The organism is Microbacterium plantarum (assembly GCF_035231185.1).
Lineage (GTDB): Bacteria > Actinomycetota > Actinomycetes > Actinomycetales > Microbacteriaceae > Microbacterium > Microbacterium plantarum.
This window is the reverse complement of the sequence record NZ_CP141117.1, coordinates 3,209,769-3,226,122: the sequence shown is the minus strand read 5'-3', so window position 1 is coordinate 3,226,122 and position 16,354 is coordinate 3,209,769. Positions and strand designations below refer to the sequence as shown.

Here is a 16,354-nt window from a genome sequence, read left to right as displayed (position 1 = left end):
CGGTTAGCGTTGCGCTCGTGTCAGCGTCGTCATCGGAGCCGTCGTTCTTCCGACCCGTCGAGCCGCGGGAGATCCCCGGCGACGACCATCCGCCGCTCGACATGCCGGCGTGGATGGGGCCGCCCTGGCATGTCGCTCCGGCGATCGTGGCGCTCGACCGGGAGGTGGGTCGCTCGTCCGACACGGTCGTGTCGCTGGAGCTCGCGCGCGTGTACCGCGAGGGCGTCGTGCTGCGGTTGGCGGTGCGCGTGGCCGAGACCGGCCGGGTCGCGCGGCAACGGATCTGGGGATACCTCGATCGTGCGCACGGCCGGGGGCAGCTCGATGACCGGTTCGATCCGACGGGCCTGCGCTGGGGCGTCCGCTTCGCCGATGGGCGGACGATCACGACGCAGGACGATTCGCCGTGGGCACGGGGAGACGTGACCGACGCGCAGGTCGAGGGGCCGGTGATCGAGGGGCTCGGCCGCCCGCAGGGTTATGCCGACAGCTGGGCGCGCGAGTTCTGGGTCTGGCCGACACCCCCGGTGCCGAGGTTCGAGGTCGGCGTCGAATGGCCGGCCCGCGGCATCCCCGAGACGGTGACGGCGCTCGACGCCGCTGCGCTCCGCAAGGCCACAGCGCGAGCGCTCCCGCTGTGGCCCTGACCGGCCGCGCACAACTCCTCAGAAACCGTCGTGACCGGCGCCGCGCGCGGGCCGCGAGGCCGAACCAGCGGGGATTCTGAGGAGTTGCGGGCCGCGCCCGCGATCAGCGCTTGAGGTTGGTCAGCTCTTGCAGCACCTCGTCGCTCGTGGTGATGATGCGGGCGTTCGCCTGGAAGCCCCGCTGAGCGACGATCAGGTTCGTGAACTCCTGCGAGAGGTCGACGTTCGACATCTCCAGAGCCCCGCTGACGAGCCCGCCGCGGTCGTCGGTGCCCGCGGTGCCGACGGCGGCCGCGCCCGAGTTGGCGCCGGCGCGGTACTGCGACGACCCGGCCTTCTCGAGCCCCTCGGGGTTGTCGAACGATGCGAGGGCGATCTGCGCGAGCACCGATGTCGCTCCGTTGCTGAAGGCGCCGACGAGGCTGCCGTCGGCCGACAGCGTGTACGACACGAGGCTTCCGGGCGCGCGGCCGTCCTGACCGCCGAGCTTGACGGTGCTGAGGTCGGCGTAGCCGGTGATGGCCGAAAGGTCGACTGCGACACCGCCCGAGGCGATCGTCGCGGGCGTCGTCGTCAGGCGTCCGTCGGCGAAGGCGAGCTGCGTCGTCGTGGCGCCGTCGGTGACGTCCCAGCCGCCCGCGGTGCGGGTGAAGGTGAGTGCGAGCTGGCGGGACTCGCCCTGCGCGTCGTAGACGGTGACGTCGCGGACGAGCTTCTCGCCGACCGCGGCGCCCGAGGGCAGGTTGCCGGTCACCGCGGCGGACGTCGTCGCGCGCCCGGGCGAGGTCGCGCCCACCGGGAGCGCGATGTTGCCGACCGGCCCGCCCGTCGGCACGACACCGTCGACGGCGGTCCAGCCCTGCACGAGCGCGCCGTCCTTGGTGGTCAGGCGACCCGCGGAGTCGAAGCCGAACGAGCCGTTGCGCGTGTAGAGCGTCTCGGCGCCGTTGCGGACGACGAAGAAGCCGTCGCCCGCGATCATGAGGTCGGTGGGCACGCCGGTGGCCTGCTGCGATCCCTGCGTGAAGTTCGTGCGGACCGCCGCGACCTGGGTGCCCAGACCCACCTGCGCGGCGTTCGTGCCTCCGGCGTCCGCCTGAGCGGCGCGGGAGTTCTGGACGATCTGCGAGAGCGTGTCCTGGAACTGCACCGAGCCCGCCTTGAACCCGACGGTGTTGACGTTGGCGATGTTGTTGCCCGTGACGTCGAGCATGGTCTGGTGTGAGCGGAGACCGGAGATTCCGGCGTAGAGCGAACGAAGCATGGGGTGTCCTTCGGTGAGGGGCTGACGTGGTCGTGGGGTAGCCGGAGTGGCCGTGGCTCAGGATGCGGATGCCGCGGGCGGCGCCGTCGCGGCATCCGACACCGCGATGCCCGAGACGACGTCGAGGGGGACCGCGGTGCCGCCGATCGTCACGAGCGGCACGCCCTTCTCGAACGACACCTGGGTCACGCGACCGCTGCGGGTCGTGCCGTCGGCGTCGACGTACGAGGCCTGCTGGCCGACGAGCGCGGCGGCGGTCTGGCGCATCGTGAGGGCGAAGTGCTCCGACGAGGTGGTGGTGAGCGCGACGAGCTGCTCCATCATGGCGAGCTGCGTCGTCTGCGCCATCATCTCGTTGGTGTCGAGCGGCGAGCTCGGGTCCTGGTTCTTCATCTGCGCGACGAGCAGCTGCAGGAAGACCTCGGAATCGAGGGTCTGCTTCGGCGCGGGCGGCGGGGCGGCTGCCGTGGGCGTGGCACCCACGACGCCGACGGGCGGAATGCTGCTCATGGTGGTTCTCCGATTCAGGCGTAGAGGTCGATGCGACCGGCCTCGAGAGGCGCGGGATGGGCTGGGTCGTCCGTGCGGTCCGCGGGAGCGGCAGGCCACGCGGGCCCGTGACCGGGGCGCCCGCCGCGGCCCGGATCGTCGGCGGTCTGCTGCGGCGTCCGGCCGGATGCGCCGCCGTCCGATGGGTGGCCGCCCGACCCGCCTGCTCCGCCCGCCGCCGCATGCTGTGCCAGGGCCGGGAGCGACGACGACGCCCGTGACGGATCGTCGCCCGGGGTCAGGCTCACGGAGGAGAAGGGCGCGAGCGCGGCGAGCTCGCGGCGCAGGTCGCCGAGGACCGCCCGGATCGCGTCGTGCGCCGCCGCCGTGCCCGAGCTCAGCTCGACGGTGATGGAGGACCCGGAGATGTGCGCCGTGACGGTGATCGGTCCGAGGCTCTCGGGCGAGACCCGCAGCACCATGGTGTGGCGGCCGGGCTCGGCGGCGACGAGCGAGAGGACGGGGCCGCGCAGCTGAGGCGCGAGGGCCGGCGCGGATTGCGCATGAGCGCCTTGCGTGGGTGTGGGCGCAGGCGCGGACTGAGCCGGGCCGGGCTGAACGGACGCGGGCTGCGAACCGGGCGACGGCGTCACGGATGCCGTTGCGGACACGTCCGCGGATCCCGGCACGGGCTCCGGTGCGGTCCGCGCGGTCGGCGCGGCCACGGCGGGGATCGTGCTCGCTGCGTCCGGCGGTGACGCGCTCATCGCTGCGGGTGTCGCCCCGGCGGACGTCGTCTCTCGTGCTGGTGTTCTCTCGGGTGCCGTCGCCGTCGCCGTCGCAGTCGCGGCAGCCGTCACCGTCGCCGTCGCGGTTGCCGTCTCCGCCGTCGCTGCCGTCTCCGGCGCTGTCGGCGCCCCTGCCGCCGGCGCGCCCCTCGTTCCTACCAGCGCTCCTCCTGCCAGCGCTCCTCCGGCCAGCGGTGTCGCGCGATCGGCGGCGACCGGCACAGTCGCGGTCGACGTCAGCGTCTCGGTACCGAGTTCTCTGCTCGTCATCCCCGCAGCCGGACCCGCATCATCCGAGACCCCGGTGCCCGACATTCCGCTCGTGGGCCGGCCGCCTGTGCCCGTACTGATGACGGCGAGCAGCGCTGCCGCATCGCCCGTTGCCGCGTCCGCGTCGTCATCGAGTGCTGCAGCCTCCGCCGCGTCGGACGAGCCGGAGCCCGAACCCTGCTGTGCGCCCGTGTACGGGTCGATGCCGAATGCCCCGCCGCCCGCTCCGACGCCGGCCCCGGCAGCGTCCACTCCGCCCACGGGCACCACGACCGCGGCCTGCCCGGCGAGCACGAGCGCGAAGGCATCCGATGCCGTCGCGCCGTCGCCCCCGTCGTTCGAGGCTCCGCCGCCCCGCGGACGCACCGCAGCGCTCGTCGTTCCGAGTGCGAGACCCCACAGACTCATGACGCCCCCTCTGTCCGGTCCGGCGCGTCCGGTGCGCCCGACGTCCCGCTCGCCGAGCGCAGCGCGATCTCGTCGAGAACGGCCTGCTCGGCGGCATCCCGTCTCGCGCGTTCCCGTTCGTGGAAGGCATCGGCCAGCCGCTCGATGCCTCGCTCGGCCCGGCGGGCGTCGTCGAGGCCCGCGCGAGCCGCGTCGACTTCCGCGCGCTGCGCTCGCCGGAGCGTGTCGAGGTCGGTCAGCAGGCTGCGCGCGGCCACACGGCTGGCGGCGAGGGCCGCGAGCGTGCGGATGTCGCCGGGCGTCTCGGCCGACGTCGTCAGGGCCGCGCGCAGCTGCCGATCGCGCGCCTCGGTGCGCTGCTCCTCCATCGCGGCGCGCGAGAGGTGCGCTGCCGCGGCACGCTGCTGGATGCCGCGGATGCGCAGCAGCCCGGCCAGGGGGAAGCCCCGCTTCATGAGACGTCCCCGAACGATGCGACGAGCTCCCCGAGGCGGCGCCACGACTCGGCTGCGGGGGAGCGGTCGTCGAGGTCTTGCCGGAGGAAGGCGTCGATCGCCCGTGCCGAGGCGACCGCGGCGTCGACCCGCGGGTTCGCTCCCGCCTGGTAGGCGCCGACGCCGATGAGGTCCTGCGCCTCCTGGCGTGCCGCGAGCACCGAGCGCAGCGTCGTCGCGAGGCGTCGCTGATCACCGGTCGCGACCTTGCCCGCGAGCCGGGACACCGATCCGAGTACGTCGATCGCGGGGTGGTGCCCGGTGACGGCGAGCGTCCGGTCGAGTACGAGGTGTCCGTCGAGGATCGAGCGCACGGTGTCGGCGACGGGCTCGTTGTGGTCGTCTCCCTCGACGAGCACCGTGTAGATCCCCGTGATCGAGCCGTGCCGGTCGGTGCCGGCGCGCTCGAGCAGCCGCGCGAGCACGGGGAAGGTCGAGGGCGGGTAGCCGCGGGTCGCGGGCGGTTCGCCGGCGGCCAGTCCGATCTCGCGCTGCGCCATGGCAACGCGGGTCAGCGAGTCCATCATGAGCACGACGTGCTGACCGTCGTCGCGGAACGACTCGGCGATGCGCGTCGCGGTCGAGGCCGCCCGCAGGCGCGCCATGGCGGGCTGATCGGAAGTCGAGACGACGACGACCGAGCGTGCGAGCCCCTCCGGCCCGAGATCGTCCTCGAGGAACTCGCGCACCTCGCGGCCGCGCTCGCCGACGAGCGCGATGACGTTGGCCGAGGCCGACGACCCCCGCGCGATCATCGACAGCAGGGAGGACTTGCCGACGCCAGATCCGGCGAACAGCCCCACGCGCTGGCCGCGGCCGAGCGGCGTGAGGGTGTCGATCGCGCGCACGCCCGTGACGAGCGGCTCGGTGATGCGCTCGCGTCCCATCGCCGAGGGAGGCGCATGGTCGAGGTCGACGCGAGGCGCGACGAGAGGGCCGCGACCGTCGATGGGTCGGCCGAGCCCGTCGAGCACGCGCCCGAGCACGGCGGCGCCGACCGGCACGCGGGCGCGGCCGGAAAGAGCGCGGGCCGTGTCGCCGACGCGCAGTCCGTCGGTGACGCCGAGCGGCATGCAGCGCAGGATGCCGCGGTCCGCGGCGACGACTTCCGCGGGCATGCCGGCGGCCCCGCGATCGGCCGTCCCGCCGAGTTCGACCAGGTCGCCGACGGCCCCGTGCACGCCGCGGATGTCGACACCGAGCCCGACGATGCGCGAGACCGTGCCGGTCGGCAGCGGACGCGCCGCCTCGATGACCGCCGGCCAGCCCCCGCTCACGCGCTCTCCTCGAGAGCCCGGCGGGCCCGCGCGAACGCGGCGGCGATCCGCAGGTCGATCGCGCCATCGGCGAGACGGATCGTCGCGTCGCCGGGCGCGAGTCCCGGGTCGACCTCGACCTCGACCGATCGCGGCAGCGTGGCGGTCCCGCTCTCGGCGGCATTCGCGGCGCCGGTGAGGATCGCCGCGTCCGCGGGGGAGAGCCGGACCACGGGCGCCTCCGCAGCCTCGAGATCCGAAACGGCGTTCCCCACGCGTGCCGCGGTCGTGAGCGCCGCGCGCACGGGGTCGGACAGCTCGCGCTCGACGATAGCCTGCGCCAGCTCGATCGCCATCGCGTGAAGCTCGGCGACGACGGGCGCCGTCAGTTCGGTCGCGCGCGCGTCGAACCGGGCGGACGCGCGCTCGAGCGCCGCGATGGCGGCAGCCACGCGCGCCCGGGCGGCTGCGTCCGCCGCCTGCTCCTGTTCGGCACGTTCCGCTGCCTCGCGTTCGGCGTGGGCCGCGGCCTGCCGCATCCCCTCGGCGTACCCGGCGGCGTGACCGCGGGCGCGGGCCCGATCGCGTTCCTCGGTGAGAGCCGGGCCCGACAGTCGGGGGATCTCGAGGCGGGTGAAGGCGTCAGACGACATACTCCTCCTCGACCCGTTGCACTCGGATGTCGCCGGCGGCCTCGAGCTCGCGGATCGTCCGGACGATCGCCGCGCGCGCCTCCTCGACCTGCGAGACGCGCACGGTGCCGAGCAGACGCGACTCCTCCTGCAGCGCCTCGCGGTTGCGCTCGGTCATATTGCGGAGGATCACGTCGGCCACCGGGCCCGACGAGCCCTTCAGCGCCAGAGCGAGCACACGGACGTCGATGCCGCGCAGCACGCGCTGGGCGTCGCGATCGTCGAGCACGACGATGTCGGCGAAGGTGAACATGCGCGAGCGGATATCTTCGGCCAGGGCGCTGTCGCGCGCCTCGATGCTCGCGAGCAGGGCCTTCTCGACGGTCGCATCCGACCGGTTGATGATGTCGACGAGGGGCTGCACGCCGCCGAGGGTCTCGCGGGCGTCGCGAGTGGTCAGCGCCCCCGAGCGAGCGCGCAGCGCGGTGGCGACGACGGCGACGGCATCCTGTGTCGCGGTTCCCATCGTCGCGATCGCCTGCGCGACATCGGTGCGGGCGGGGTCGGCGATCTCGGCCAGGACGGCCGCGGCGCGCTCCACCGGCAGGTGCGCGATGACGAGCGCGACGGTCTGGGGCAGCTCGCCGTCGAGGATGCTCGCCACCTGGGCCGGCTCGACGGCGGTGAGGAACTCGAACGACGAGCTCGTCATCGACGACGACACCTTCGTCAGCACACCGGCGGCGCGCTCGGGGCCGAGCGAAGCCTCCAGCAGTCCCGTCGCGAGGTCTCGCCCGCCGCGGACGGGCGGCAGGTGTCCCCGCACGACCCGCTGGAAGTCGGTCAGGGCATCGCGCGTGGTCTCGAGGTCGAGGTCGCGCAGCCGGATGATCTCCGCCGCGATCGCCTCGGCCTCGTCGTCGGAGAGGTGCTTGAGGACTTCGACGGCCTGCGCCCGGTCGAGGTTCATGATGACGACGGCAGCCGTCTGGGTTCCGGTCAGCTCGCTCATGCGTCGGTCGAGTCCCGGACGAGCCGGCGCAGCAGGTCCGCGGTGCGGGCGGGATCGCGGCGGGCGAAGTCGCCGATCTCGGCGCGGCGGCGGTCGAGGGCGACCTGCACGGGCTCCGGGTCGGGCTCCGGCTCGGGGTCGATCGCCATCGCGGGCAGGGGGACGGTCGGAGCCTCGTCGAGGAGCGGCGTCGCGAGGCCCCGGGTGAGCGCGTCGAACCGGTCGAGCGGCTCGTCGACGGGGGTCAGCGTCATGACCGGCTCTTCCTCCGCCGCGGCGCGTCGGCGGCGGACGATCACGACGCCCGCGATCGTCGCTCCGATGAGGCCGAGCACGACCACGACGGCGATGATCGCGGTGCGGAGCGTCTCGGCGGCGCGCTCGGCCTCCTCCGCCTCGCGCGCGGCGTCGAGCGCCGCCTGGGCGGCCGCGGCGCCCTGATCGCTGAAGGCGACGAGCTCGACGGTCACCTGGTCGCCGCGGGCCCGGTCGATGCCGGCGGCCGAGGTGACGAGGGCTTCGAGCTGCGCGACGTCGACGACATCGGTGCCGTCGGCGTTGACCGCGACGGCGACGGTCTGCCGCGCGACGGCCCCCGCCGGCGTCGAGGTGCTCTCGACGGTCTTGTTCACGACGTTCGAGCGGTTCGTCTGGGTCGACTCGTAGGTGCCCGCACCGCCGACGCCGGTCGGAAGCTCGGTGCCCAGCACGCCGGTCTGTCCGCCGGTGCCCGTGTAGGTCTCGGTGCTCGACTCCTCGGTGGCCGGCAGGGCACCTTCGACCGGCGTGTAGGTCTCGTCGACGCGCTCGGTCGCGGCCTGCTGCATCTCGGCGGCGACCGACACGGTCGCGTTGCCGGCGCCGAGCACGGTGTCGAGCATCTGCTGGACGCTCGCCGTCATGCGGGTCTCGTACGCCCCCGCCTGCTGGTCGGCGTTGCGCGTGCCATCGCCGCCGATCGCCGACAGGGTGCGGCCTGCGGCATCCACGACCGCGACGTTCTCGGGCTTCATCCCGCTGACGGCCGCCGAGGTGAGGTGCACGATCGCCTCGACCTGCTCGGGCGGCAGCGCGACTCCGCGGGAGGTCTCGATGAAGACGGATGCCGTGGGCTCGACCTTCTGCGAGACGAACACGCTCTCCTCGGGCAGCGCGAGCTGCACCGAGGCCGTCGTCACGTTCTCGAGGGCGCCGATCGTGCGGGCGAGCTCGCCCTCGATCGCGCGCTTGTAGGTGACCGACTGCTGGAACTCCGAGCTGGTCACGCCCATCTTGTCGAAGAGCGAGTACCCCGACGACTCGGCGCTGGGAAGTCCGGCCGCGGCCGCGGCGAGGCGCTGCTCGTACACCGCGGTCTCGGGCACGAGCACGGTCGAGCCGCCGTCGGTCAGCTCGTAGGGGATCGAGCCCGAGCGCAGCTGCTCGACCACGGCGCTGGCGTCCGAGGCCGACAGACCCGAGAACAGCGGGGTGAGGGTCGGACGCGACATCCAGCTCGCCAGGGCGAACACGCCCATCGCGAGCACCGCGATGCCGATGATCGCGATCGTGCGCTGAGCCAGGGTGAACCCGGCGATGGTCGTGCGCAGGCGCGTCCAGAGCGACGTGACGGCGGCGGGCATCAGGCCTGCATCCGCATGATGTCGTTGAACGCCTCGATGCCCTTGTTGCGTACGGCGGCGACGAGCTCGAGGGTCACCGACGCGCGCGACGACGCGATCATCGCGGAGTGGATGTCGTCGAGGTCACCGGTGACGGCCGCGACGGCCAGCTCGTTCGACGTCGACTGCATCGCGCGGAGCTCGTCGACGGCGCCGGTGATGCTCGCGCCGAAGTCGGCGCCGTCGGTCTGCTGGGGCGGGCGGGTGCTCGACGTGAGGGCGGATGCGGCCGCGCCCAGGGCGTCGATGCCCGACAGCGGCGGCATCAGCGGCGTCCGATCTGGAGGGCGGCTTCGTAGGTGGTCTTCGCACGGTCGACGACCGCCGCGTTGGCCTGATAGCCGCGCTGCGCGAGGATCAGCTGGCTCATCTGCTCGCCGAGATCGATGTCGGGGTAGCGCACGTAGCCGTCGGCGTCGGCGAGCGGGTTGTTGGGCTCGTGCACGAGCCGGCCCTCCGTGCCGCCCCAGACGGCGCCCGCGACGCGCACGCCGCCGGGATCGCCGGCCGACTCGACCGCGATGTAGCGCTGGCGGAACGCGTCGTCGCCGGGCGCGACGGCGGTGTTGATGTTGGCGATGTTGTCGCTGAGCGCGTCGAGCCAGGTGCGGTGGGCCGTCAGGCCCGACCCGGCGATGCCGATGGCGTCGAAGGTCATGAGGTCCTCATCGCGGTCTGGAGCGAGCTGAAGGTGCCGCCCACGGCCTGCGCCGCGAACTGGTACCGCAGCACCGCCTCGATGTTGGCGAGCGTCTCGGTGTCGAGGTTGACGTTGTTGCCGTTGAGCCGGGTGGGGGCGGTCGACTCGCGGACGGTCGCCGTCACGGCGCCGTCGCCGCGCTCGACCGAGCGAGCCAGAGCGCTCTCGAAGCTGACGACCTTGGCCCGGTAGCCGGAGGTGTTGACGTTCGCGATGTTGTCCGCGATGGCGCGCTGGCGCTCGGCGAGGCCCGAGAGGGCGCTCGTGAGCGCGGTGGTGGTCACAGATTCGAGCACGAAGGCGTCTTCCGTCGAACGATGTGGCCGATCCCTGGCCGATGGATGAGCGATCCGTGCTCAGCATCCCCTATCGGCCGCCGCAGCGACGCCGTTAGACGGGCATCCGGCGATCCGCGCGCCCGGTCAGCCGTCGACGTCGAGGTAGACGGCGTCCGGCTGTGACTGCGGGATGCGATCGAGAGCGTCGAGGTGTCGGCGCAGGGCGTCCCGTTCGGCGCGCAACGCCCGCGCGCGATCGGCCTGCGCGCGCAGGATCGCCCGGGCCCGCTCTTCGAGGTGCGCCGGGATCGGGCCGAGATTCGCGGGCGCGTGCCACGGCTGAGCCGGGGAGGTGTCTGCAGCGAGCTCCGCCTCGAGCCCGTCGAGCAGGTCGGACCAGGTCACGCGGGCGCCGCTTCCGCCGCGCCGTGCCACGCCTCGCGCAGGGGAGCGATGAGATCGCGGCATTCGCGGGTGCGCTCGGGATCGCGGCCGATGTTGGCCCCGATGAGCGTGCGGGTGATGTAGTCGTAGACGGCCCGGAGCGCCGCCGATCCGCTCCAGCTGTCGTCGAGCGAGCCGGTCAGCTCGACGAGGATCCGCTGCGCGTGCTGCAGCTGATCGTTGGCCGTCTGCCAGTCTCCCGACCGCTGCGCCGCCTCTCCGCGTTCGACGTCGAGGAGCAGCCGGTCGAACAGGAGCGTGACGAGGCGCGACGGGCTCGCCGAGAGGATCGTCTCTTCGCGGTAGCGCTGCTGCGCGCGGAGCGCGGCGTTCACTTCTTCGCCGTTCCCGACAGGGCCGACAGCTGCGACTCGAGGTACGACGACTGGGTCTGCAGCCGCGAGAGCATCGTCTCCATTGCGGCGTACGTGCGTTCGAGGGTCTCGCGGCGCTGCTCGAGCCGCAGGTCCCAGCGCGACAGCTGCTCGCCGAGCATCTTCACCTCGGACTCCTGCCCCGTGATGCGGGCCGTGAGCAGGCCCTCGTACTTGTCGGAGTAGCGCTCGGCGACATCCTGAACCCGCGCCGCGACCCCCGCGAAGACCTGCTGCACGCCGGCAGGATCGTCGGCGAGGGCTTTCGTGAACGCCTCCTGGTCGAAGGTCAGCGCGCCCCACCGGTCGACGCTCAGGCCCATCGTCGAGGGGGCGACCCCGTCGAGCGGCAGCTGCACGGCGCCGGTGAGCGCCTGGTGGAGCGCGCGCACGGTGCTGTCACCCGTGAACACGCCGAGGGTCGTCTGCTGGCCCGGGGTCGTGGCGGCCGTGGCGGTGGACCCGCGGGCGATGCCAGCCAGCAGCGTGCCGATCTGGGTGACGAACGCCTTCGCGGCGGCCGCGCTGCCATCGGCGTCCGCGGCCACGGTGACCGAGACCGGCGTGGCCGCGGCCCGGGTCACCGTCACGTCGACGCCGGCGAACAGGGACCTGAAGGTGTTGCTCGCCGAGGTCACGGTCTGCTCGGCGGCGGTTCCCGCCCACAGACGCACCTGCGCATCCGCGCCCACCGTCACGATCGCCGATCCGGGTTCCGTGGCGAGGTCGCTCGCCGTGCCTGCCGCGACCGCTGCCGCGTCGCCGCGGAACACCTGGAACGTGTTCTCGGCGCCCGTCTCGGTCGCGGTGATCTGCAGGCGCCACAGGGCCTGGCCGTCAGCATCGACGCCCGCCGACACCGCCGACGCGGTGATGCCGGTGCCGGTCGCGCTCAGCGCGTGGGCGATGTCGGCTGCGGCGCCCGACGTCGGGCGGACCTCGACGGGCTTGCCGTCGGCGCCGAGCACCGTGAAGACGAGCGGATCGTCCGTTGCCGAGCCGAAGGCCCCCGTGACGACGCTGTGGGCGGTGGCGACGCGGTCGACGACGACGTCGGCGCGCAGGACGGGGGCCCCCGCGGATGCCGTCACCGTGAGGCTGTCGTCGGAGCTGGTCGCCGTCCGCTGCAGGAGCGCCGTCGGGCCGGCGGCATCCTTCGCCTTCGTCGCCAGGGACTGCAGCGACGCATTGAGTGACTGCAGCTGGGCGATGACGGCTTTGCGGTCGTCGGACTTGGCGCTGAGGATCGTCCGCGGCAGGCGCTCGACGTTCATGAGCGCGTCGATGATCGCCTTGGTGTCGAGTTTCGAGGCGAGGCCGTCGATCGAGATCGCCATGTGCCCGTCCTGTCGTTCGTCGGTGCGGCCGCGTGCGCGCCGTCCGTTGGCTCTATCGACCGTGCGGGCGGGATCGTTAGCCGGCGCGACGCGTCAGAGCGCGACGGATGCCGCCGGCGCCACGCCGCGGCCGCTGCGGGGCACCATCGCGGTGATGCGGGCGAAGTACGCCTCGCGCGTCTCGACCGAGACCCGTGAGATGGGTTCGGCCTGCTCCTCGGCCGCGAACCGCTCCAGGGCGTCGCGGAGCAGCCGGATGGCTTCGGCACGCTGCTGCGAGACGGCGGAGTGCGAGACGCCCAGCTCGGCCGCGATCTCCTTGACGGGGCGCTCGTCGATGTAGACAGCCTGAACGATGGTCCTCATGCGCTCGGGGAGAGCCGCCACGGCGCGCTCGAGCACGTCGCGCCGTTCGCGGAGCACGGCGGCCTCGTCGGGCAGGACCATCGGGCTCGGCACCTCGAGCGCCGTCGCGTCGTCGATGCTCGTGACCGTGCGCGCCGCGTCGTCGAGGGCTTCGACGACCGCGGCACGCGGCAGGCCCATCGTGGCCGCGATCTCGTCGACGCCGGCGACACGGCCGAGGCGAGCGGTCAGGGTGTCGCGGACGGCCGTGGTCTCCTTGATGCGCTTGCGGGTGCCGCGGGAGGCCCAGTCCATCGATCGCATCTCATCGGCGAACGCTCCGAGGATGCGGCGCCGTGCGTACGCGCCGAAGGGGACACCGAGGGCGGCGTCGAACGCGTCGGCGGCCGTCACGAGGGCGAGGGCGCCGACCGACGCCAGCTCCTCCAGCGGCACGTGCGTGGCCCGCGAGTGCAGATCCCGCGCCAGATAGCCCACGAGGGGCAGGTTCTCTTCGATGAGTCGATTGCGTTCCGCGTGACCGAGGATGTGCAAGGGGGGCCTCTTTCGTGGCGTGCACCCGCTTCCGCGGCCCGAATTCGCGGAAGCCGTCACGCCGGCTGAGGCCATCATAAGCAAAATGAGAAACATCTCATACGGAATCCTGAGCAGATGTAACGGGATCGACTCATCTGCCGATAGACGAGGATGATCGCTTCAGAACGGTTCGTCAGAAGAGCGAGTCGTTCGATGCGGTCCATGGGGGGCTGCTTAGGTAAGGGGGACACCTTGGGAGCTAACGAACTGTCGATGCAGCTGTGGCGCGAGCGCGAGCTGCTCGAGATGCTGATCTTCAAACTCGAGGAGCAGCGCCTGCTGCTCGAGGCCGGGAACACGCGCTGGATCCATCTCGCGTCACGCGAGATCGAGCGCGTCCTGGAGGAATTGCGCGAGTCGGGCCTCGGCCGTGACGTCGAGGTCGCGGCGGTCGCGCGCGAGTGGGGCGTGCCCGAGGCCGCCACGCTGTCGGAGCTGCTCGATTCGGCCCCGACCGGCACGTGGCGGGACGTCTTCGCCGAGCACCGCGCCGCACTCACCGAACGCATGGCCGAGGTCGCACAGCTGAAAGAGGCCAACGAGACGCACCTGCGCGCAGCCAGCCGCGCAGTGGATGAGACGCTCGCCGGACTCGAGTCCGGGACGGGCGAGTACACCACCGGCGGTGGGCGAGTCCGCGAGGACACCGCGCGCATCGTCGACCGGGAGATGTGAGGACGCAGATGTCGACATTCAGCGGGTTGGGGACCGCGGCGAGCGCGCTGGCCGCGGCGCGGCGCGGCATGGACCTCGCGGGGCAGAACGTCGCCAACCAGCTGACGCCCGGATACACGCGGCAGCGGCTGGAGACGTCGGCGGTCGCGCCGCCCGCGGGTGCGACGCGCTTCGGACCGGTCGCCGGTCAGGGCGTCTCCGTCGACGGGATCGCGCGGCTGGGGGATGCGGTGCTCGATGCGCGGGTCCGCGACACTCTCGCGGCATCCGGCTACTGGTCCGCCCGTGCTCAGGCCGCGGTGCGCGCCGAGGCCTCGCTCGCCGAGCCGGGCAAGAACGGCCTCGCCGACCAGCTCTCGCAGCTGTGGACCGCATGGCAGGACTTGTCGAACGCTCCCGACTCCACGGCGGCGGCCGCCGCCGTCGTGACCCGGGGTGAGACCCTCGTCGCACGGATCGCGGACGGATACCGCTCCGTCGCCGAGCAGTGGTCGTCGGCGCGCGACGCCGCCGAGCTGACGGTCGATCAGATCAACGGCGCCGCGGCCGAGATCGCCGAGCTCAACGCCGGGATCCGCGAGGTCGGCGTCGCGGGCGGCTCCGCGAATGAGCTCATCGACCGGCGGAACCTGCTCGCGCAAACGGTCTCGCGGCTCTCCGGCGCTGTCGGCACGGTGGAGTCCGACGGCACCCTCACCCTGAGGGTCGACGGGAACGCCCTCGTCTCGGGCACGCGAGCCCGTGAGCTCGAGGTCACCGGCCCCCGCTCCATCGGCGCGGACGAGCCGGTCGTGCTCTCCTGGCGGGAGCCCGGTGCGCCGCCCGTCGGGGTCTCGAGCGGCGAGCTGGCAGGCGCCCTGTCGGTGCTCGCGCCCGCCGACTCGGGGGGAGTGCTGGCCGGGCTGGCATCGTCGTACAACGATCTCGCGGCATCCCTCGCCGCCACCGTCAACGCTCAGCATCGGCTCGGGTCGACCGCGTCGGGCGCGCCGGGCGGCGACTTCTTCGCCGTCGCCGCGAACACGCCCGCTGCGCTCGCGCTCAGCGTCGTGCCCCGCGGCCGCGACGACCTGGCGATCGCCGCTCCCGGTGCCGGCGCTCTCGACGGCGGGAACGCCGACGCCCTCTCGGGCATCGGGAAACGGTCCGACGGACCCGACGCGCTGTGGAGCGATGTCGTGTCGCGCCTGGCCGTCGCCACCGCCGCCGAGTCGGGACGGGCCGCGCGCGCCGAGACGACGGCGGTCGCCGCGGCGGCCGCGCAGCAGTCGGTCGCCGGCGTCGACAACGACGAGGAGACCATGAGCCTGCTGACGTATCAGACCGCGTACCAGGCGGCCGCTCGTGTACTCACCGCCGTCGACGAAGCCCTCGACATCCTCATCAACCGCACCGGCCTCGTCGGCCGCTGACATCCGGAGCGCCATGATCAGCCGAGTCACATCGCAGACGCTCGCGCAGTCCGCCCTGCGGAACCTGCAGTCGGGCCTGAACGACCTGTCCCGCCTCCAGAACCAGGCGACCTCGCAGCGGGCGTTCGCCGCCCCGTCCGACGACCCCGCCGCCGCGTCGGCCGCTCTCGACCTCCACGCGGCCCAGCACCGGAACGCCCAGTACGCGCGCAACATCGGCGACGGCCTCACCTGGGTGACGACCGTCGACAACGCCATCTCGGCCTCGACGTCACTGCTCGGGCGTGCGCGCGACCTCACCCTGCGCGGCGCGAACTCGGGGGCACTCGACGCCAACGCGCGCGAGGCGATCGCGCTCGAGCTCGAGACCATCGCCGATGAGCTCTTCGCCCAGGCGAACACGACGCTGCTCGGACGCTCCGTCTTCGCCGGCACCACCGAGGGCAGCGCCTTCGCAGCCGACTTCACGTTCGCGGGCGTGCCGGGCAGCGAGGTGCGCCGACGCGTCGCCGACGGCGAGACGGTGCGCGTCGACGCGAGCGGCGCGGAGGTGTTCGGCTCGGGCGAGGACTCGGTCTTCGCCCTGATCGGATCGATCGTCGCCGATCTGCGCGGCGGAGCCGACATGCGCGGCCGCATCGACCAGATCGACGACCGCATGAACGCGATGCTGGGGGTGCAGGGCACGGTGGGGGCGAGGCAGAATCAGATCATGCGAGCCAAAGACGCGGCGGCCGACGCGACGGTGTCCCTCGAGGCGCAGCGCGCGGCGGTCGAGGACATAGACACCGTCGAGGTGCTCGTCGCCCTGAAGTCGCAGGAGCTCGTCTACCAGTCCGCACTCGCCGTCACCGCGCGGGTGATGCAGCCGACGCTGATGGACTTCCTCCGATGACCGCGCTCCAGTTCGTGACACCGCCCCCCGGGCTGTCGCCGCACACGTCGTTCTCCCTCGACGAGGTCGACAGCGCTGGAGGCCTCTACGCGCTGACGGCCGCCGACGACCCGGGGGTGCGGCTGTTCGCCGTCGATCCGGGGGCCGTCATCGACGACTACGCGCCGACGCTCTCCGACGCGAACGTCGCCGACCTGGGACTGTCCGAGCCGGCGGATGCCCGGGTGCTCGTGGTGGCGCGGATGACGGACGAGGGCATCGGCGTGAATCTCCTCGCCCCCGTCGTGATCAACCGGCGCACCGGCGTCGCGGCGCAGGTCATCCTCGAGGGGCAGGACCTGCCCGTTCGGGCCCTGCTGGCCTGACCCCGGCCCGG

At 72.9% G+C, this 16,354-nt stretch carries 20 protein-coding genes; 5 read left to right on the top strand and 15 right to left on the bottom strand.

The features are described 5' to 3' along the window. The first annotated feature begins 17 nt into the window (after window positions 1–17). Window positions 18–647, top strand: coding sequence for a hypothetical protein (locus tag VC184_RS15690; RefSeq protein ID WP_274179496.1), 630 nt, complete (start codon window positions 18–20; stop codon window positions 645–647). Between the two features lie 103 nt (window positions 648–750). On the opposite strand, the gene VC184_RS15685 is transcribed toward VC184_RS15690, so the two are convergent. The 15 genes from VC184_RS15685 to VC184_RS15615 all read right to left on the bottom strand — a co-directional run bounded on the left by VC184_RS15685 (window position 751) and on the right by VC184_RS15615 (window position 12,948). Beyond that, window positions 751–1,911: a flagellar hook protein FlgE gene (locus VC184_RS15685; RefSeq protein ID WP_269268330.1), complete on the bottom strand. Its 1,161-nt coding sequence runs from the start codon at window positions 1,909–1,911 to the stop codon at window positions 751–753. 57 nt (window positions 1,912–1,968) lie between these two features. Next, window positions 1,969–2,421, bottom strand: a complete 453-nt coding sequence (locus VC184_RS15680) for a flagellar hook assembly protein FlgD (RefSeq protein ID WP_323986839.1) — start codon at window positions 2,419–2,421, stop codon at window positions 1,969–1,971. Window positions 2,422–2,435: 14 nt separating this feature from the next. Further along, window positions 2,436–3,866: a flagellar hook-length control protein FliK gene (locus VC184_RS15675; RefSeq protein WP_323986837.1), complete on the bottom strand. Its 1,431-nt coding sequence runs from the start codon at window positions 3,864–3,866 to the stop codon at window positions 2,436–2,438. Beyond that, window positions 3,863–4,321, bottom strand: coding sequence for a hypothetical protein (locus VC184_RS15670; RefSeq protein ID WP_269268327.1), 459 nt, complete (start codon window positions 4,319–4,321; stop codon window positions 3,863–3,865). Before VC184_RS15670 ends, VC184_RS15675 begins: the two co-directional genes overlap by 4 nt. Continuing rightward, complete coding sequence (locus tag VC184_RS15665; protein WP_323986835.1) at window positions 4,318–5,637, bottom strand: FliI/YscN family ATPase; 1,320 nt, start codon at window positions 5,635–5,637, stop codon at window positions 4,318–4,320. The genes VC184_RS15670 and VC184_RS15665 overlap by 4 nt, the downstream gene beginning before the upstream one ends. Beyond that, window positions 5,634–6,269: a FliH/SctL family protein gene (locus VC184_RS15660; protein WP_274179491.1), complete on the bottom strand. Its 636-nt coding sequence runs from the start codon at window positions 6,267–6,269 to the stop codon at window positions 5,634–5,636. The genes VC184_RS15665 and VC184_RS15660 overlap by 4 nt, the downstream gene beginning before the upstream one ends. After that, on the bottom strand, window positions 6,259–7,260 hold the full coding sequence (fliG, locus tag VC184_RS15655) for a flagellar motor switch protein FliG (protein WP_274179490.1): 1,002 nt from the start codon (window positions 7,258–7,260) through the stop codon (window positions 6,259–6,261). The genes VC184_RS15660 and fliG overlap by 11 nt, the downstream gene beginning before the upstream one ends. Further along, window positions 7,257–8,882, bottom strand: coding sequence for a flagellar basal-body MS-ring/collar protein FliF (gene fliF, locus VC184_RS15650; RefSeq protein WP_323986833.1), 1,626 nt, complete (start codon window positions 8,880–8,882; stop codon window positions 7,257–7,259). The genes fliG and fliF overlap by 4 nt, the downstream gene beginning before the upstream one ends. After that, window positions 8,882–9,187, bottom strand: coding sequence for a flagellar hook-basal body complex protein FliE (gene fliE, locus VC184_RS15645; protein WP_269268323.1), 306 nt, complete (start codon window positions 9,185–9,187; stop codon window positions 8,882–8,884). The genes fliF and fliE overlap by 1 nt, the downstream gene beginning before the upstream one ends. Then, window positions 9,187–9,579, bottom strand: a complete 393-nt coding sequence (locus VC184_RS15640; RefSeq protein WP_323986831.1) for a flagellar basal body rod protein FlgC — start codon at window positions 9,577–9,579, stop codon at window positions 9,187–9,189. The genes fliE and VC184_RS15640 overlap by 1 nt, the downstream gene beginning before the upstream one ends. Next, window positions 9,576–9,917: a flagellar basal body rod protein FlgB gene (locus VC184_RS15635; RefSeq protein WP_023953676.1), complete on the bottom strand. Its 342-nt coding sequence runs from the start codon at window positions 9,915–9,917 to the stop codon at window positions 9,576–9,578. Before VC184_RS15635 ends, VC184_RS15640 begins: the two co-directional genes overlap by 4 nt. A 126-nt stretch (window positions 9,918–10,043) precedes the next feature. Further along, window positions 10,044–10,304: a hypothetical protein gene (locus VC184_RS15630; RefSeq protein ID WP_323986830.1), complete on the bottom strand. Its 261-nt coding sequence runs from the start codon at window positions 10,302–10,304 to the stop codon at window positions 10,044–10,046. Continuing rightward, entirely contained in the window at window positions 10,301–10,678 is a 378-nt protein-coding gene (fliS, locus tag VC184_RS15625; protein ID WP_274179487.1) for a flagellar export chaperone FliS, read from the bottom strand. The genes VC184_RS15630 and fliS overlap by 4 nt, the downstream gene beginning before the upstream one ends. Next, the gene (fliD, locus tag VC184_RS15620) at window positions 10,675–12,054 is read right to left on the bottom strand and encodes a flagellar filament capping protein FliD (protein WP_323986829.1); all 1,380 of its coding nucleotides are present in this window, start codon (window positions 12,052–12,054) and stop codon (window positions 10,675–10,677) included. The genes fliS and fliD overlap by 4 nt, the downstream gene beginning before the upstream one ends. Window positions 12,055–12,147: 93 nt before the next feature. Further along, the gene (locus VC184_RS15615; RefSeq protein WP_407667146.1) at window positions 12,148–12,948 is read right to left on the bottom strand and encodes a sigma-70 family RNA polymerase sigma factor; all 801 of its coding nucleotides are present in this window, start codon (window positions 12,946–12,948) and stop codon (window positions 12,148–12,150) included. A gap of 240 nt (window positions 12,949–13,188) precedes the next feature. Here VC184_RS15615 and flgN point away from each other — a divergent pair, with 240 nt between their 5' ends. From flgN to VC184_RS15595, 4 genes are read left to right on the top strand one after another with little or no spacing between them, the layout of a single operon-like run. Then, the gene (gene flgN / locus VC184_RS15610) at window positions 13,189–13,671 is read left to right on the top strand and encodes a flagellar export chaperone FlgN (protein WP_323986827.1); all 483 of its coding nucleotides are present in this window, start codon (window positions 13,189–13,191) and stop codon (window positions 13,669–13,671) included. Window positions 13,672–13,679: 8 nt separating this feature from the next. Then, a complete protein-coding gene (flgK, locus tag VC184_RS15605; RefSeq protein ID WP_323986826.1) occupies window positions 13,680–15,083 on the top strand; it encodes a flagellar hook-associated protein FlgK in 1,404 nt (467 codons plus the stop codon). Between the two features lie 13 nt (window positions 15,084–15,096). Further along, window positions 15,097–15,978, top strand: coding sequence for a flagellin N-terminal helical domain-containing protein (locus VC184_RS15600; protein WP_112615201.1), 882 nt, complete (start codon window positions 15,097–15,099; stop codon window positions 15,976–15,978). Further along, the gene (locus VC184_RS15595; protein ID WP_112615199.1) at window positions 15,975–16,343 is read left to right on the top strand and encodes a flagellar assembly protein FliW; all 369 of its coding nucleotides are present in this window, start codon (window positions 15,975–15,977) and stop codon (window positions 16,341–16,343) included. The genes VC184_RS15600 and VC184_RS15595 overlap by 4 nt, the downstream gene beginning before the upstream one ends. Window positions 16,344–16,354: the final 11 nt, after the last annotated feature.

Bases quoted from the DNA above. Each gene is read 5' to 3' on its own strand.
- VC184_RS15685 (WP_269268330.1), bottom strand. From the start codon at position 1,911: ATGCTTCGTTCGCTCTACGCCGGAATCTCCGGTCTCCGCTCACACCAG.
- VC184_RS15600 (WP_112615201.1), top strand. From the start codon at position 15,097: ATGATCAGCCGAGTCACATCGCAGACGCTCGCGCAGTCCGCCCTGCGG.
- VC184_RS15660 (WP_274179491.1), bottom strand. From the start codon at position 6,269: ATGTCGTCTGACGCCTTCACCCGCCTCGAGATCCCCCGACTGTCGGGC.
- flgK (WP_323986826.1), top strand. From the start codon at position 13,680: ATGTCGACATTCAGCGGGTTGGGGACCGCGGCGAGCGCGCTGGCCGCG.
- fliE (WP_269268323.1), bottom strand. From the start codon at position 9,187: ATGCCGCCGCTGTCGGGCATCGACGCCCTGGGCGCGGCCGCATCCGCC.
- fliG (WP_274179490.1), bottom strand. From the start codon at position 7,260: ATGAGCGAGCTGACCGGAACCCAGACGGCTGCCGTCGTCATCATGAAC.
- fliF (WP_323986833.1), bottom strand. From the start codon at position 8,882: ATGCCCGCCGCCGTCACGTCGCTCTGGACGCGCCTGCGCACGACCATC.
- VC184_RS15680 (WP_323986839.1), bottom strand. From the start codon at position 2,421: ATGAGCAGCATTCCGCCCGTCGGCGTCGTGGGTGCCACGCCCACGGCA.
- VC184_RS15640 (WP_323986831.1), bottom strand. From the start codon at position 9,579: ATGACCTTCGACGCCATCGGCATCGCCGGGTCGGGCCTGACGGCCCAC.
- VC184_RS15670 (WP_269268327.1), bottom strand. From the start codon at position 4,321: ATGAAGCGGGGCTTCCCCCTGGCCGGGCTGCTGCGCATCCGCGGCATC.
- VC184_RS15595 (WP_112615199.1), top strand. From the start codon at position 15,975: ATGACCGCGCTCCAGTTCGTGACACCGCCCCCCGGGCTGTCGCCGCAC.
- VC184_RS15675 (WP_323986837.1), bottom strand. From the start codon at position 3,866: ATGAGTCTGTGGGGTCTCGCACTCGGAACGACGAGCGCTGCGGTGCGT.
- fliD (WP_323986829.1), bottom strand. From the start codon at position 12,054: ATGGCGATCTCGATCGACGGCCTCGCCTCGAAACTCGACACCAAGGCG.